This is a genomic window from Kitasatospora sp. NPDC038210, assembly GCF_055600605.1.
This window is the reverse complement of the sequence record NZ_JBVJYK010000013.1, coordinates 1-14,661: the sequence shown is the minus strand read 5'-3', so window position 1 is coordinate 14,661 and position 14,661 is coordinate 1. Positions and strand designations below refer to the sequence as shown.

The window sequence follows — 14,661 nt, the reverse complement described above, 5'->3', positions numbered from 1 at the left end:
ACCGAGCGCCCCGGGACAGTCGTCTCGACGGCCGTCGAGACGACGCCGGCGGCTCCGGGAGGCTGCCGGCTGCGCCCGGGCCGTCGAGAGCCCCTGGGAGTACGGCCCCGAAGGACAGGTGGAGTGGACCCGCCGCCCCGGCGGCCGCTGCTTGGCCTGCCGCCAGGAACACGACGAACGACTGGAACGGGAGGCCGAAGAGCAACGAAGGCAGCCCGGGCAGCGAACGCCGCGCTCGCCCGCGCTGGACGTTCCGAGCTCTTTCGGCGGGAAGGCGGGCTCCTTGCTGGAGCTCGCGGAGAAGGCCGGGCCGGACCGGCTGCCGAAGGCGTAGGGGTCAGGCCCGGCCGTGGGCCTTGCGACTGTCGGGAACAGTGTCTGGTCCGGGGTTCATGACCGTCTCGTGGCCGTTCTTCGCCCGGACACGCGGCGAACCGGTCGTGATCGTGATTACGAGCAGGTCGGCCCGGTCAGAAGCACAGGGACAGGCCAGGTCGTGGTTCGGCCCGCGTCGCATCGTGCCGTACCTGCGGCGCATACCGGTTCGGCCGGCCCGGCCGACGGGTTCCGGCAGGGCGTCCGACATCGCGGCGCGGCAACCGTCCGACCAGAAGAGGCACGGGCCGAGGGAGCACCTATGAAGATCACCACCAAGATCGCTCTCGGGATCGGGGTCCTCATCGGATACGTCCTGGGGCGACTGAAGAAGGGACGGTGGGCCCTGTCCCTGGCGAGGCTCTTCGCCGGACGGAGCCTCGACCCGCGAGCGCTCGCCATCGAAGCGCTGCAGAAGCTGGGCGACGAGAGGACCGGCACCGCGAAGACCTCGTGACCGCGCCCGTGGCCTCGGCAGATCAGGCTGACGACTTCCGCCGGGTCAGCCCACGTCGTAGGCGAAGACGGCGGTCTGCACCCGGTCGGTGTTTGTGCGGTTGGTTGAGAAGTGCCGGATGGCGTGAGAAGTACTGGGGTTTCTCGCGGTTCTGTCGAGAGCCCTGTACGCGCCTGACAGGCGGGCTGCCGGGCCTGCTGTTCTCTGGTCGCCTGCGGGGCCGGCCTCGCGGGCTGATCCAGCTGTGCTGCGCCTGTCCCCGGGGGAGGTCGTGGGCGCCGCCCCCGCAACCCGTCCACTCGTTTCGGCGACTTCTGCACGACCCGTTCGTTCGGCGGACGGATGCCGGGACCGGAGCGGGCACTTACGGGTGGTAGAGGGCGTGGGCGTGCGGCAGGTCGGCGGGCCCGTCCTTGCCGATGTGGAGGAAGTAGTTCACCTGCCATGCCTGTGTGCTGCGGGCCTGCCGGTTGGGCGGGGTCACCCACGGCGGGTAGACACGGAATCCTCGTTTCCCGCCAGAGCCGTTGCGGGAGACGATGTCGTGCCCGCACAGCACCTCGCGCGGGAACACGAACTGTCCGAAGCCGTTCTCGTCGTGGCTGCTGATGACGAAGAGGTCCACCCCGTCGGCGGCGTCGAAGGGCCGGATCGGCCCCTCCTGGGACCGCTGCCACACGGTGACGAACTGGCCTACCTTCGTCGGGGTGGTCTTGGCAACGCGGAACCGGAGGGAGCGGCCGTCGAGCGTGAACCCGCAAGCGGCGTATTCGGCGCTCTCCGGTTCGGGCACCGGCGGTGAGCAGGTGAAAGCGCCCGGGTCGTACACCAATGCCTTCGCCGCCACCAGGTCGTCGTGGAACCCCGACCACGGCTGATTCGTCACCATGCCGTCATCCTGCCATCGCGACCGCCGGCCGTCGGCGGCCCGGTCCGGGGCAGCGCGGCCGGCATCCGCCGCGGCCGGGCAACATCGATACGGCCGTCGCTGAGAGCGTCGTGGAGCCCGTCCGTTGAACGGCCGCCAGGCCGCCAGACCACCAGGGCGCCGGTCGAGCCGGTCGTGCTGGTCGGCCTCCTGATCGGGACTGGTGCCCGTGGGGTGGGCTGTGAGCCCGTGCCCTGTCCGGGCGCGAGGGCGCCGTCCGGGTGCCATCGTCGTTGGCCTGGGTCATTGGCCTGATCGGTGCCGTGCTGCCCGCCGCCCGCCGCCCGCTGCCCGCTGCCCGCCGTCCAGGCCGCGCCGCCGCCGCCGGCCTGCTTGCTGGCCGTCGTCCCGGTTGCCGGGTTCGCATTGCCGGGTATCCCTTTCCCAACCCGCCGCCAGGACGGCTGAGGGCGGATCCTAGGGTGATCCCATGGACGTGGGGGCGGTACTGATTGCGATGACCGGGGTGGCGGGGACGTTGGGCGGCGCGCTGCTGACCCAGCGCGGCGCGGACCGGGTCAAGAAGCGTGAGCTGGAGATGAGCCACGCCATCCAGGAACGTCGCGAGAACCGCGAACTGCGGCGGCGGTGCTACACCGAACTCCACCGGGACGCCCGACAGTTCGCCACGGCGCTGAGCCGCCACCTGTACGTCATGCGGGACCGTGCGCCCGGGGAGGAGGATGTCCGGGCGCTGGAAAGGGCGAAGGACGCCCACCGGGACCGCTGGTCCGAGACCTTGATGGTCGCCCCGGACACCGTGATCGGTCCGGCCAACAAATTGAACGACGCACTGACCCGGGTGTACGGGCAGATCAAGCGCATCGAACAGGGGAACCCCCGGCTCGGCGAGACGCTACGGTCAGCCGCCGAGGGTCAACAGGCGCTCTGGCCCCTGATCCGCGCCACCCGCGATGCGATGCGCGTCGACCTCGGCGTCACGGGCGCCGCCCCCTGGCCCGAGTCCACCTCGGCCGACGACCCGGCCATGATCGGCGACTTCGAGGAGACGGACGGCGAAACCTCCTAGTGCTCCCAGCAGCGCTTCGCTATCTGGCCTGGTCAGAGGCGTCGCGGGGAGTGTGGTGGGCCGCTGGTGGGGCGGGGGCGTTCTTCGCGGAACACCCCTCTCCCGGGTGCAGTCGCCGTTGGTCGTGGCAGTGGCGGGCGACGGCTCGGCGTCCGCGGCGCCAGTTTGACCAGCTCAGCAGGTGGCCGGGGCGACCCGGCTCCGCCCGCTGCCCGTACCCGGCGTCCAGTACTGCGCCGCCGTGCTCGGGAACGTCCCGGGCGCGGACACGGTCTCACCGGTCCTCGGCCGGGCCTGCTCACCGGGCTCCCACGCCGACGCGCTCTCCCAGCACAGCCGAGGCCTGTCAGCGCAGTCCGCCGTACGCCGCCATGACGATCTCCGTGCCGCGGTTGTCCTCCTGCCGGCCCCGGTCGATCATCCGGTTCATGACGTAGGCCACCGTCATCCGTGCGTCGGGGTCGCTCGCGACCAGCGAGCCGCCCCAGCCGCCCCAGCCGAAGGTGTTGCCGAACCTGCCGAAGCCGGCCGTCCAGCACATCGGTGTTCCCAGGACGCGGTCCTCGCCGCGGAACACTTCCTGCCACGCGGGCTCGCAGCCCTGCGGGGACAGCAGCCGCACGCCGCCGGTGGCTCCCCGGCTCGCCAGTACCGACTGGACGAGGGCGACGGACCGGGCGTTGCCGAAGCCGTTCACCGCGGGGATCTGCGCACGGCGCCAGGCCGCCGAGTTGACGTCCCCGACCCGGATCGCGGCGCCGGTGGTCTCCGGCGGCGCGCCGTCCGGTCCGAGCGGTGCGGCGGCGACGTACTCGTCGGTCAACGACGGCGGTGGGACGAGCGGTGCGACGCGGTGGTCGTGCGCGGCGGAGAGCCCGATGTGGAAGTCCGCGCCAAGCGGCTCGGCCACCTCCTCGGCGAAGAACTCGCCGAGGCTGCGGCCGGTGATGCGGCGGACGACCTCGCCGATCAGGAACCCGAAGGTGAGCGCGTGATAGCCGGCGGCCGTCCCGGGTTCCCAGGCGGGGGCCTGCGCGGCCAGCCCCGCCGTCACCTTCTCCCAGTCGTAGAGGTCCTCGACCGCCGCCGGCCCGGTCAGGGTCGGCAGCCCGGCGGTGTGGGACAGCACGTGCCGCACCAGCACGCTCTCCTTGCCGGCCGCGGCGAACTCGGGCCAGTAGTCGGCGACTGGCGCGGACAGGTCGAGCCGGCCCCGGTCGGCCAGGATCAGCGCGCACAGGGCGGTCATGGTCTTGGTCGTGGAGTTCACGCAGGTGAGGGTGGAGCGCTCCCAGCCGAGCGAGCGGTCCGCATCGGCGTAGCCGCCCCAGATGTCGACCACCGGCTCGCCGTCGAGGTAGACGGCGACAGAGGCGCCCACGTCGTCCTCGTCGAGCGACGCCGCGAGGGCCGCACGGACTGCGTCGAAGCGGGGCTCGCACGCTCCCTTGATATCGGTCATGGTGTAAGCCTCGGGTGACGGAGGGGCTCGCTGCCTGACACTTCCCGCACCGGTTCGGTCGGGCGTCGCGATCGGATGAAGGGCGGACACGCGTGCTGGAGCGGCTCAATCAGGCGCTGGACCATCTGGAGGCCCACCTGGAGCGGGAGGTCGACATCGCCGAGGCGGCCCGGATCGCCGCGATGTCCGAGTACCACTTCCGGCGGCTGTTCTCCACGCTCGCCGGGATGCCGCTCACGGTCTACGTACGGCGCCGGCGGATGACGCTCGCCGGGGCCGAGGTGCTGTCCGGGGAGCCGACGCTGCTCGACGTCGCGGTGCGCTACGGGTACGGCTCGGGCGAGGCGTTCGCCCGGGCGTTCCGGTCGGTGCACGGCATCGGGCCGGGCGAGGCCCGGCGCACGGGTGCGGTGCTCACGGCGCAGCCGCGCATGTCCTTCCGCGTCGTCGTCGAGGGGAGCACGACGATGCGGTACCGGATCGTCGAGAAGGAGCGGTTCCGGATCGTCGGTAGGAAGGCGCGGGTCCCGCTCGTGCACGAGGGGGTCAACGCGGCCGCCGCGGCGCATCTGGAGAGCTTGGACGAGCGGGCGGTCGCCCGGATGAAGGAGCTGTCCGACCGGGAGCCGGAAGGAGTCCTGTCGGCGGCGGTTCACCTGACCGACAGCCGGGAGGACGGCGCGGAGGCGGACTACTGGATCGGCGTGGTGACCGGTCCCGAGGCGGCTGCCGAGGGCCTCGACGCCCTTGACGTACCGGCCGGGACCTGGGCGGTCTTCGACAACCACGGGCCCTATCCGCGTGCCCTTCAGGAACTGTGGCGGGACGTGTTCACCCAGTGGTTCCCCTCGAACCCCTATGCGAGCCGGCCGGGTCCGGAGCTGCTCCGGACGCGCCCCGTGGAGATCGGCGCGGAGGTCGACTCCCAGCTGTGGATCCCGGTCGAACTGAGCGGCTGGAGCGCCGGGTCGTCCCCCTCGTGACCGCTACGCGCCGGAGTCGGACACCCCTTCGTGCCCGCGGGGCAGGGGGGCACCAGGGATGCCGGCGGCCAGGGTGAACCACCGGGTGACCGCGGTCCGCAGCACGTCGAGGTCGTGCGACGTCGCCCCGCTGTGCCTCGCCGAGGAGGACGAGCGGAGCGCCCGCCTCACCCGGCTCGACCTGTTCTTCCTGCTCGGCGGCGACGAGCCGGCGCACCCGCGAGCCCGCCGCCGCCTCCGAGAAGGGGCGGCGGCCCTGGCCTCGCCGACCCACCCGACATCCTCGACCTCTACGTCTTCAGCCCCTCGCGCCGCATCCGCCAGCAGATCGACAGCTGAAGCAACCAACACCGAACGCTCCGTCCCTACCTGAGGGGCGCCTTCGGCGTCGCCAGCGGGTCCCGCTGATCCTCCTCCAGCCCCGGCCAGCCGGCCCGCTGCGCCTGCACCGACCGGCCAGACCTCGCTACGGAGCAGCCCGGGCGCACCGCGGTGTCCGTCCGCACGTACTGCAGGGACCGGTCCGCCACCCGCACGCCCGAGCGGGCGGCGGACCGGTCCTTCGTCGTCGTCCTCCCGCTGTCTCCTCCGGCGTCGTCGGCCGCCCCGTTGTCCCGCAGCCCCGCCTGTCTTCCGGCAGTACCTCGCGGCGGTGCGGGCCTGCCGGTGGCCGTGCCCGCAGCCCGCAGTGTCCCGGGTTCCCAGCGGGCGCGCGTCCCGATGCCGCACCGGCTCGGTCTCCGGCCTGGAATGTTGGGCTGGGCATCATGTAACGCGTACTCCCTGTCCGGCGCCTGAGGGACTGTACGGACTGGCAGCCCTGAGCGGCTTGCACAACCGGAGGCGTGGAGCATGGAAGACAGTGGCGATTCGCCAGACGATGTCTTCAGGCGGAGGTACCTCGAAGCCGGCGCCAGCGCGGACGAACTCTTCAGGGCCCCGAAGTCCGCACCCAAGTGGAACTCGCCTACGGCGACCACGGGCTGGACAGCAAGGGTTGCCAGCCAGGGCTTCGTCGCTCTCTTCAGGGCCGAGCAGCGGATGAAGATCCTCAGTCCGAGGGCCTATGTCCTGAAGGCCGCGTTCAACGCGGCACGCAGTTATCACCGGGCACGGCGGCGCCGGCCGATCTGCCGGAGCCGGTGCGAGAGACCCTGTCCTTCCGGGCCGTCACCGCACTGGCCCGGAACGGGCTGCACGGAGTCCTGGCCCTCGCGGCAATCACCGGCTGGGTCGCCGCCGCGACGGTGACGGCGGTGCTCATCGGGCGTGGGGACCTCGCCGTTCTCAGTCCCGTGCCCGCCGCCATGGGATTCGCGGGAGCCCACCGGCTCGATCCGGCTCTGGCTCCGTCGGTAGATCAAGTATCCCAAGATCGGGACGGGCCTGTCACCGTCCTCCGGGAGGATATTTTGTCGTGTTTTACACACCTAAGGTTGCGGATGACCAGCGAGAACTTCGATCTGACTTGGAGTCGGGATGGCACCTGACATCGCCGCAGTGGCTGCGGAGCTCAACAGGATGGTTGCGACAGATCACCAGGCCGCGCGCAATGCGAACAGCGAAGACCCGGCGGAGCAGTTGGCCTGGCGGCGCTTGACCGTGCAGCACGCGGACCGTCTCAGCGAGATCATGGACGCGTACGGATGGCCGACCGCGGAGCTGGTCGGTGAGGACGCGGCCCGCGCGGCGTGGCTGATCGCGCAACACGCCGATCGGCAGCTCGACGTTCAGCGGCGCGCGCTGCGGCTGATGGAGCAGGCGGTGGCCGACGGCGCCGCCAGCCTGCGAGATCTTGCCTTTCTGCGGGATCGCACCCTTGTGAACGAAGGGAGGAAGCAGATCTACGGCACGCAGATTGCCGGCGTGAAGGACGGCGCGCCGACCCCGTGGCCCTGTGAGGAACCCGAGCGCATGGACGAGCGCCGTGCAGAAGTCGGAATCCCGCCGTTCGCCGAGTACATCGCTCAGTTCTCCATCGCCTGAACCATCCCGGCGTCCGGCGGATCACGCTCGCGCCTGATCCGCCGGACAGTCCCAAGGCCTCCCGGGCCAGGACCGTTCCAAGGTGTCTGCCACCCGAAGACAGCCCGATCGCACCGAACCGGGGTTCATCTGGAACCGCCTTCACTACGGATTAGGGTGGGCCTCCAGGAGTTCCTCGATCCGCCCGGCAAGCAGTTTCCGCTGTTCACGGACGGCGGCACGCCGCCGGCGAGGCGCGCGATCGGATCGAGCTGGAAACCGACGAGCACGGCGCCGCGCTGTGGGCGCCGGCCGGTTACGCGGGTGCCCGCCGCCTCGCCTCGCCATCGCTTGGCCACCCCGGAGGTGAGGCAGGCCCGAGCCGAGGAGATCATGGAGTTCCAGCGGCCCCGGGCCCACGGGTGACACGGCCCCTCACAGCGCAGGGATCGGGACACCCTCCTTCCGCAGGCCGCCGAGTCCCCGTCGGCACAGGGAAGTTGGCCCGGGCCCGTCCCTCACCCGCCGCGGCGCATCGTGGTGCGTGATCGCCACGTGAGCACGTGGTGGAAGACGCGCCGCAACGCCCAGCTGGCAGGACTGGCCCACGTCCCTGCCGACGAGTTCCGCACCAGCGACCGCAGCCGCGCCGTACACCGCGCCGGCGACCTGCTGGAACAGGCCGCCAACGCACTGCACGCCGACGACCGCCTGCGCGGCACCCTGACCCCCGTCGTCAACCACCACCTGCGCTGCGCCGACCTGGCACTGGCGCACGCCCGCGCCTGCGCACAAGCGAAGGCCTCCCCGCCCGCCGAACCCGTCCCGCCCGCCGGAGCCCGGCCGAGACGCAGCGCCGTCCCACCCCGCCGGAGCCCGCCCGCGGCCGCGCCGCGCGCAGCGCCTCCGGCGTGCGGCGCGAAACCCCCGACGTGGCGGTCACCTGCCCGGCCGCCGCCCGATCCGACCCGGTCGTCGACACGACCATTGAGTCCTCAGGCTCTCGGTCACCGGACGGCCCGGTCTGCCGGTCGGCCGGTCGGCCGCCGCACCGGACCGCGGGAACCCCCCCCCAGGGGCCCCGTGCGCCATCGGGACAGCCCGCGCCGCGCCTGCGCCGACCCTGTGATACAGCTAGGGCAGCAGGGGTGGTTGGTGGCCGATCGGAGGGGGAAGGCCCATGACGGAGCAGCGAGTTGTGATCGTGACCGGGGGCGGTACGGGCATCGGCGCGGCCACCGCGAGGCTGTTGCGGGAGGGCGGCCACGAGGTCGTCGTCTCCGGACGGCGGAGCGAGCCGCTGGAACACGTCGCCCGGCAGAGCGGCGCGCTGGCCCACCCGGCCGACACGACGGACCCCGCCGCCGTGCGCGACCTCGTGGAGAGCACCGTCGCCCACTACGGGCGCCTCGACGGACTGGTGGTCAACGCCGGAGTCGGCCGCGGCGGCGGCGTCGGCGAGACCTCCGACGAGGACTGGGACCTGGTGCTGCGCACCAACCTCACCGGCCCGTTCCTGACGATGCGGGCGGCTCTGCCGCACCTGCTGCGGGCACGCGGAGCCGTCGTCGCCGTCGCCTCCGTCTCGGCGTTGCGCAACGGCCTGCGCAACGCCGCCTACGCCGCGTCCAAGGCGGCCCTGCTGCAGCTGTGCAGCTCACTGGCCGTCGACTACGGCCCGAGCGGGCTGCGGGCCAACACGGTGTGCCCCAGCTGGGTGCGCACCGAGATGGCCGACCGCCGAATGGCCCGCTTCGCCGAGGATGCGCAGCTGGGCGACGGCAACAGCGACAGCAACAACGACAGCGACGGCGACGGCGGCACGGACGCGGCCTACGCCGAAGCCACCCGGCTGCTCCCGGCGGGTCGTCCCGCCGACCCGCGCGAGGTCGCCGAGGCCATCGCCTGGCTGCTGTCCCCGGCCGCCTCCTTCGTCAACGGCGCGACCCTCACCGTCGACGGCGGCGCCACCGTCCTGGACCCGGGAACCCTGCCCTTCGCCTACCGCATCGGCCTGCGTGAGTCCGCCGGCTGACCCTGGCCCCGGTCTTCGGGTCGGCTGGTGGCCGGACCGGCCGGCCGGTTCGGGGATCGAGCACGCTGTGTCGTGCAAGCGGGGGAGCGCGGTCGAGCCCGTCGGGTCACGACCCCCGTGCCAGACGCTGGTCAGCCGGCGGCCCTGACCGCACGGATCGGTGGCGGGTCGGCGGTCGGCTGAGCGGCGTCGTCGGTGACTGAATCCCGGGACTTCGAGGCGGAGTTCACACCGTGAGGAAGACCAGTCCGCCGAGCCCGGCCAGTGAGCAGTACCAGGCGAACGGCTTCAGGGTGTGCGTCTGGAAGTACTTGCTGAGGAAGTGCACGGCCGCGTACCCGCCGACGAAGGCCAGGGCACTCGCGACCGGGACCTGTGCGCCGAGGTCTGCGCCGTACGCGTCGATCAGCGAGGGCAGTTCGAACAGAGCGGCGGACCCGATCACGGGCGCGGTGAGGAGGAACGCGAAGCGGGCCGAGTCCTCGTGGGAGAGGCCGTTGAGGATGCCGGCACCGATGGTGATCCCGGTACGGCTGATCCCGGGCAGGAAGGCGGTGATCTGCGCCGCCCCGATGAAGGCCGCCTGCCGGTAGCTCAACTGGACGATCCGGCGGTCCGACTGTCCTTCGGCGGAGAGGTGTTCGTCGCCAGGGGCGACGAACGGCTGCGCCCGGCGTCGGCCGGAGCCGTCGCGGCGGAGCAGCTCGACGCAGAACAGCATGAGGCCGTTCACGGTGAGGAAGACGGCGGCGGGGACGGGCTTGCCCAGGGCCGCCTTGAACACCCCGCTGACGGCCAGCCCGGCGATGCCGACCGGCGTGGCTCCCGCGATCACCAGCCAGGCGAGGCGCTGGTCCGGTTCGCGGATGAGCCGGCGGCGGACCGAACTGCACAGGCCCCGCGCGATCCGCGCCCAGTCCTGCCGGAACCGGATCACCAGCGCGAGCGTGGTGGCCAGGCGCAGCCCGACCAGGACGGCCAGATACGGCGAGCCCGGCGCGGACACGTCGAGGTCGTGCCGCCAGCGCCCGCCGACCAGCGCGGGCAACAGGATGCTGTGGCCGAGGCTGGAGACCGGGAACAGCTCGGTGACACCGTGCAGCAGGCCGACACCGACGGCCTCGGGATAGGTCAGGACGGACATCTTCGACGACGACTTTCGCAATCGGCGGGAGACCCGTGCACAGCCTCCGCACGAGGGTGACGCCGCTTCCCCCGTCCCTCGGCGGAGCGAGGTTACTACAAGATGATCTATGCGTTTCGCCGGGTCACCTGCGGTCGGCTTTTGCCCGGCAAGCGAATTGACGTCACGACAGCAACCGCCGAGCCGTCGCGCAAGGCCGGCGTTGCGGCAGCCCTCGTCCCGGCGGCGTGCCGGTGGGCGGAGACCTGTACTCTCGGGGCGCTGTTGATCAAGAGCTCGATCGAACGGGGTGGACATGGGTGTGACGCGCAAGGGTGGCCGGATCCTCGCAACGGCGGCGGCGGCGCTGCTGACCGTGGTCGCGGTGCCGGGCGCCGCGGAGGCGAATAGCGGCGCGCCGTACATCGGGTACGGCTATCCGAACTCCGCTGTGGCCGTGTCGTGCGTGCAGAAGTTCTACAACGTCTGGGCCTCCAACGGGGTTTGGATCACCGTGGACGGGAAGTTCGGGCCGATGACCGAGAAAGCCATCAGGATCGTCCAGGACAAGATCAACCGCGTTCCCGGGTACTACGTCGGGCCGCCGGACGGGGTCGTCGGTCGGCTGACCGGTACCGCCATGGTGGAGATCGACCGCGATGGGTCGGTGTTCCCGGGCTCGTACCGGGACACGTGCCGGCTGGCCCTCCCCACGACCTGAGGCCCTGCGGCCGTCGGCCCGCCTGCGGCCCACCGCCGCCCCCGTGCCGTGCCACGGCACGGCAACCGACAACCGGCCGAGGAGTCAGGCGTAGTCAGCGAGGGGTTGGGCAAGTCCGGGGCCGCCCGTGTGCGGGGTCCGGACGTAGTCCTCGGGAGGCTCGGGAAGGATCTGCAGGCAGGCTGCGGAGCAGGTTCTGAGTCTCCACGCCGCCAGGTCGGAGCGGGGGGAACGGCGAGCGGAGCTTCTCGTTGCCGTACAGCGCGCGTGTGCTCACGGTGCTGCGTTTCAGCCTCGGGCACCTGGTCAGCTCGTACGGGAACCAGTGCAGCCGGTAGGAGGTGTACGGGGTGAATTCCTGCAGGCTGCTCATGGCGCCGATCTCCAGGGGGGATCCGAACCAGGTTGCTGCCGTACCAGGTTGCTGCCGTAGAGGATGAACTGCTTGACGGCGGTGAGCTTCGCGATGCTGGCCGGCAGGGTGACGATCTGGCGCCGCTCTCGGGGCTCATCTCCACCAACGGCCGAAACACCTCCCGTCCGTCGGCGGCGGCTTCCTCGATCAGCGCCAGGAGGTGCTGCCAGGCCGCCGAAGACGTGTCCTGACGCTCACGGCCGCCGCGCACGAAGAGCAGGGCCTCTTGGTGGCTCGAAGGGTGTCTACGCCAAAGAGCAGTCCAGGAGGCCCTGTTGTCGCAGTTCTACGGCATCGCGGGAGCGGGTTCCCCTTCGGTCGATCGCGCGTGTGACTGTCTGGCTCACCGAGGCGGAGTGGGCGGTGGTGCGGCCGCTGCTGCCGGTGCCGGGCTGGCTGCGGGGCCGGGGCGGGCACCGTTGTGTCTCGTTCGTAACGATAAGGCAGCAAAGGCGGCAGTCGCAGGGCGGCTCTACCCAACCCGCCAGCATCGTGATTCCCAGTCAGTTTCTGCCAACGGGATGAACACGGGAGTGATGGTGACCAGTGGCACACCGCCTACGCCGTCGCCGAGGATCACGGTGGCCCTCATCGGTGCCGCAGCCGCCATCATCGCGGCAGTGATCGGAGTCGTCGGCCCCTGGCTTCGTCCATCCCCATCGGGGGCTGAGCCGCCAGGGAGTGCTCCAGCGCAGGCAGCCCCGGCCGCGGTTCCCGCGCCGACCCCGGATCCACCAGGGAGTGCTCCAGCGCAGGCAACTTCGACTCCGGTTCACGCGCCGGCCCCGGATCCGCCGTCAAGTCCGCCCCCGACGTCACCGTCGGCGGCTGCCAGAACAGCTGCGGGGGCAGGAGAGGACAGCGTGGACAGCTGGATCGCCCAGCTCTACTCCGAGCCGGTCTCCACTGGTGCCGCCGGACTGGACCAACGGCTGGCACAGGTCCGGGCCGACGTACCCGGGGCCCAGGTCCTGCGGAGCGGCGACTTCGCCTCACTGCGTCCCGGGTACTGGGTCATCTACGATCCGGGCCCCTTCAGCGACGGAGATGCAGCACTCGCCTTCTGTGCGGCGCACGGCCGTACCGGCAAGGACCAGTGCATCGGCCGCTTCCTGAGCCATCACGCCGCAGACACTCACTACCAGTGCGTTCCGCCAGCAGCCAGCCCACAGGGCGACTGCAAGCACAGTTGACGTCGCGTAGGTGGTAGCGCTCTGTCGCGTTCGTCGGCTGGTCCGCCGCTTCGTTCGTGATGGGCCCCTACACGGTGCAGCATCCCGACAAGGTCCGCACCCTGTTCCTGCTGGCGCCGATCTTCCCGCCCCAGGGCAGAGCCAGCAGACCTGGCACCCGCTTCGACGCACCCGGCGCGTTGCCCGTCTCCACGCCGCCGCAGCAGTACGGCTTCCCCATGAACATCAGCATGAAGGCAGAGCTCCTCCATGCCTGGGACGTCGAGGTGCGCTGCCCGGACCAGCGCGAGGAGGGCATGACCGACATCGTCTGGTCGGCCGTCATGGACAGCGACGACCTCGGCAGGACCTGGGGTGAGTGCGGTGAGGCGAAACCACCGGAGCGTGCACGCTCCTGTCGGTCAGTCAACCCGCTGACCTGCGGGTAGGCATCCGGAGCGCGGTGGTGGCCTCCACCCAGCAGGCGGGGTGGAGGCCACGGGGTCGGGCCGGAGGTCCGGTCGGTCTGGGGAAGGGTGGGGACGCGGCTACGGTTCCGGGGCTGTGGCTGGTGGTGCGGGGGCTTCACGGCCGTTCTCGATGGTGATGACGTGCTGGTGGTACTGGTCGAGGGTCTGGCCGGCCGGGAGCGGAGCAGGGGTGCCGGTGAGGATGTACCACTTGTCGGCGCCGGTGTACTGGACGGCGACCCACACCTGCCCGCCTGGGAAGGGTCGTGATGATGGTGAGGTCGCCGGTGTACAGCGCGCCCTCGAAGTCTCCACCCGGGCCGACGCCCTGTTCGCCCGGCCCCTCCGTGACCGGCACCGGCCCTACGACGCGGTCGCCATGGACCTCGCCACCCTGCCGCCCGGCAGAGAGCGCATCGCCGCCGAGCGGGGATTCCTCCTCCGTACGGCCGACGGCCACTACAGCTGCGCCTACGGCGCCGCGCAGCACGCGCTGCCCGGCATCTGCCACCAGCCCGCGGTACCGGAGCGCGACCGCGTCGTCGACACCCTGCTCGCGGCATCCGACAGGGGCGACCTGCGCCACCTCAATCGGCATCGGGTACTGACGCCGTGGAACGCGGCGTGGGGCTCCCGAGACCGCGGCCAGGCGCCGCCTGCGTCGTAGCCGCCCGTCAGACCAGGCGGTGCCGCCGGTAGGGCACTCTGCAGAGCTGCGGGTGCGGGGCCCGCGCACCGTCCACGACCCCCTCGGGCGGACTCCCTCGTGACACAGGGCCGGGGCGCCACCGCCACCGTCGGCAAGCGACGCCAGCGCCCAGAGGCCGGGTCCCGCCCGCCCGGCCCACCGGGCCGCACCCGCTACGCCGCGGCCTCGGCGGCCTCGGTCGGGTCGTCGATGTGCTGGAGGAGGCTGCGGGCCTGGACGCGGTCCTTGCCCGACAGCTCCGCCCGGAACCCGTCCGCCCACGCCGCGTGCGAGGCCTGCCGCTCGGCCTCCTCCAGCCGCCCGGACCCGGCGAGCTGCCCCTCGGCGACGCCCGCCCGGGTCGCCTCCAGGTCGCCGTTCCAGGTCCCGAGCGAGGCCAGGCAGGTGCGGCGCTCGGCCTGCACGGCCACCAGCGCCTCTGCGCCTGGACCAGGTGATCGGGGTACTCATCTCCCGGTGCTGACACCTCACCTCACCCCGCGGCCCTCCCGCTCGGCGAACTGCGCAAGCGCGGCAATCCCAAGCGCGAACCGATCCGCGCGGGACACCTTCGGCTTCGGCGCCGTTCTCGACGGTGCCGATGACGCGCTGGTGGTACTGGCCGAGGGCTTGGCCTGTGGGGTGTGTCGGTGCTGCTCGGGGGTGGAAGGCGGTCCTCGGCGGGTGGCCGGCTGGGGGGCGCTGTTGGTGCAGGATTCGCTGCGCGCCTGCCTGTTCCCGGGGTCAGCGTTGTTTGAGGCCGTTGAGGAGGTAGTCGATGCGGGCGGCGGTGTCGTCCGGGTCGAGTGGGCCGGTTCCGAGCAGGAGGCGGTAGTA

At 71.7% G+C, this 14,661-nt stretch carries 15 protein-coding genes and 1 pseudogene; 11 read left to right on the top strand and 5 right to left on the bottom strand.

Features of this window, described 5'->3' with window-relative positions:
- Positions 1 to 637: 637 nt before the first annotated feature.
- A complete protein-coding gene (locus ACZ7KX_RS25205) occupies positions 638 to 832 on the top strand; it encodes a hypothetical protein (RefSeq protein ID WP_470328416.1) in 195 nt (64 codons plus the stop codon).
- Positions 833 to 1,196: 364 nt separating this feature from the next.
- Here the strand turns inward: ACZ7KX_RS25205 and ACZ7KX_RS25200 are convergent, their stop codons facing one another.
- Positions 1,197 to 1,721, bottom strand: coding sequence for a MepB family protein (locus ACZ7KX_RS25200; protein ID WP_470328415.1), 525 nt, complete (start codon positions 1,719 to 1,721; stop codon positions 1,197 to 1,199).
- Between the two features lie 469 nt (positions 1,722 to 2,190).
- On the opposite strand from ACZ7KX_RS25200, the gene ACZ7KX_RS25195 reads away from it, so the two are divergent.
- Positions 2,191 to 2,790: a hypothetical protein gene (locus tag ACZ7KX_RS25195; RefSeq protein ID WP_470328414.1), complete on the top strand. Its 600-nt coding sequence runs from the start codon at positions 2,191 to 2,193 to the stop codon at positions 2,788 to 2,790.
- A gap of 346 nt (positions 2,791 to 3,136) precedes the next feature.
- Here the strand turns inward: ACZ7KX_RS25195 and ACZ7KX_RS25190 are convergent, their stop codons facing one another.
- Positions 3,137 to 4,252, bottom strand: coding sequence for a serine hydrolase domain-containing protein (locus tag ACZ7KX_RS25190; RefSeq protein ID WP_470328413.1), 1,116 nt, complete (start codon positions 4,250 to 4,252; stop codon positions 3,137 to 3,139).
- Positions 4,253 to 4,344: 92 nt separating this feature from the next.
- On the opposite strand from ACZ7KX_RS25190, the gene ACZ7KX_RS25185 reads away from it, so the two are divergent.
- The 5 genes and pseudogenes from ACZ7KX_RS25185 (at position 4,345) to ACZ7KX_RS25165 (ending at position 9,235) form a co-directional block, all read left to right on the top strand.
- Positions 4,345 to 5,235 carry an AraC family transcriptional regulator gene (locus ACZ7KX_RS25185; protein ID WP_470328412.1) on the top strand — a complete coding sequence of 297 codons (891 nt, stop codon included), beginning with the start codon at positions 4,345 to 4,347 and terminating at the stop codon, positions 5,233 to 5,235.
- A gap of 249 nt (positions 5,236 to 5,484) precedes the next feature.
- Positions 5,485 to 5,574: pseudogene (locus ACZ7KX_RS25180) on the top strand ((2Fe-2S) ferredoxin domain-containing protein); the annotation flags it as partial.
- A gap of 617 nt (positions 5,575 to 6,191) precedes the next feature.
- Complete coding sequence (locus ACZ7KX_RS25175) at positions 6,192 to 6,725, top strand: hypothetical protein (protein WP_470328411.1); 534 nt, start codon at positions 6,192 to 6,194, stop codon at positions 6,723 to 6,725.
- Positions 6,715 to 7,221, top strand: a complete 507-nt coding sequence (locus ACZ7KX_RS25170) for a DUF6624 domain-containing protein (protein WP_470328410.1) — start codon at positions 6,715 to 6,717, stop codon at positions 7,219 to 7,221. Before ACZ7KX_RS25175 ends, ACZ7KX_RS25170 begins: the two co-directional genes overlap by 11 nt.
- A gap of 1,159 nt (positions 7,222 to 8,380) precedes the next feature.
- A complete protein-coding gene (locus ACZ7KX_RS25165; protein WP_470328409.1) occupies positions 8,381 to 9,235 on the top strand; it encodes an SDR family NAD(P)-dependent oxidoreductase in 855 nt (284 codons plus the stop codon).
- A 226-nt stretch (positions 9,236 to 9,461) separates the two neighbouring features.
- On the opposite strand, the gene ACZ7KX_RS25160 is transcribed toward ACZ7KX_RS25165, so the two are convergent.
- Positions 9,462 to 10,379 carry an undecaprenyl-diphosphate phosphatase gene (locus ACZ7KX_RS25160; protein WP_470328408.1) on the bottom strand — a complete coding sequence of 306 codons (918 nt, stop codon included), beginning with the start codon at positions 10,377 to 10,379 and terminating at the stop codon, positions 9,462 to 9,464.
- 301 nt (positions 10,380 to 10,680) lie between these two features.
- Between ACZ7KX_RS25160 and ACZ7KX_RS25155 the strand changes: the two genes are divergently transcribed.
- The 3 genes from ACZ7KX_RS25155 to ACZ7KX_RS25145 all read left to right on the top strand — a co-directional run bounded on the left by ACZ7KX_RS25155 (position 10,681) and on the right by ACZ7KX_RS25145 (position 13,115).
- Positions 10,681 to 11,079 carry a peptidoglycan-binding domain-containing protein gene (locus ACZ7KX_RS25155; RefSeq protein ID WP_470328407.1) on the top strand — a complete coding sequence of 133 codons (399 nt, stop codon included), beginning with the start codon at positions 10,681 to 10,683 and terminating at the stop codon, positions 11,077 to 11,079.
- Between the two features lie 1,278 nt (positions 11,080 to 12,357).
- A complete protein-coding gene (locus ACZ7KX_RS25150) occupies positions 12,358 to 12,687 on the top strand; it encodes a hypothetical protein (RefSeq protein WP_360268853.1) in 330 nt (109 codons plus the stop codon).
- Between the two features lie 56 nt (positions 12,688 to 12,743).
- The gene (locus ACZ7KX_RS25145; RefSeq protein ID WP_470328406.1) at positions 12,744 to 13,115 is read left to right on the top strand and encodes a hypothetical protein; all 372 of its coding nucleotides are present in this window, start codon (positions 12,744 to 12,746) and stop codon (positions 13,113 to 13,115) included.
- A gap of 99 nt (positions 13,116 to 13,214) precedes the next feature.
- Here ACZ7KX_RS25145 and ACZ7KX_RS25140 read toward each other — a convergent pair whose 3' ends face one another.
- On the bottom strand, positions 13,215 to 13,382 hold the full coding sequence (locus tag ACZ7KX_RS25140) for a hypothetical protein (RefSeq protein WP_470328405.1): 168 nt from the start codon (positions 13,380 to 13,382) through the stop codon (positions 13,215 to 13,217).
- 133 nt (positions 13,383 to 13,515) lie between these two features.
- On the opposite strand from ACZ7KX_RS25140, the gene ACZ7KX_RS25135 reads away from it, so the two are divergent.
- Positions 13,516 to 13,803: a hypothetical protein gene (locus ACZ7KX_RS25135; RefSeq protein WP_470328404.1), complete on the top strand. Its 288-nt coding sequence runs from the start codon at positions 13,516 to 13,518 to the stop codon at positions 13,801 to 13,803.
- 194 nt (positions 13,804 to 13,997) lie between these two features.
- Here ACZ7KX_RS25135 and ACZ7KX_RS25130 read toward each other — a convergent pair whose 3' ends face one another.
- Positions 13,998 to 14,255 (bottom strand): hypothetical protein, encoded by a 258-nt coding sequence (locus ACZ7KX_RS25130; protein WP_470328403.1) that lies wholly within the window; start codon positions 14,253 to 14,255, stop codon positions 13,998 to 14,000.
- Positions 14,256 to 14,661: the final 406 nt, after the last annotated feature.

What these genes read in the sequence shown, in the direction of transcription:
- ACZ7KX_RS25205 (WP_470328416.1), top strand. Translation starts at nt 638, where the DNA reads ATGAAGATCACCACCAAGATCGCTCTCGGGATCGGGGTCCTCATCGGA.
- ACZ7KX_RS25200 (WP_470328415.1), bottom strand. Translation starts at nt 1,721, where the DNA reads ATGGTGACGAATCAGCCGTGGTCGGGGTTCCACGACGACCTGGTGGCG.
- ACZ7KX_RS25195 (WP_470328414.1), top strand. Translation starts at nt 2,191, where the DNA reads ATGGACGTGGGGGCGGTACTGATTGCGATGACCGGGGTGGCGGGGACG.
- ACZ7KX_RS25190 (WP_470328413.1), bottom strand. Translation starts at nt 4,252, where the DNA reads ATGACCGATATCAAGGGAGCGTGCGAGCCCCGCTTCGACGCAGTCCGT.
- ACZ7KX_RS25170 (WP_470328410.1), top strand. Translation starts at nt 6,715, where the DNA reads ATGGCACCTGACATCGCCGCAGTGGCTGCGGAGCTCAACAGGATGGTT.
- ACZ7KX_RS25165 (WP_470328409.1), top strand. Translation starts at nt 8,381, where the DNA reads ATGACGGAGCAGCGAGTTGTGATCGTGACCGGGGGCGGTACGGGCATC.
- ACZ7KX_RS25160 (WP_470328408.1), bottom strand. Translation starts at nt 10,379, where the DNA reads ATGTCCGTCCTGACCTATCCCGAGGCCGTCGGTGTCGGCCTGCTGCAC.
- ACZ7KX_RS25135 (WP_470328404.1), top strand. Translation starts at nt 13,516, where the DNA reads ATGGACCTCGCCACCCTGCCGCCCGGCAGAGAGCGCATCGCCGCCGAG.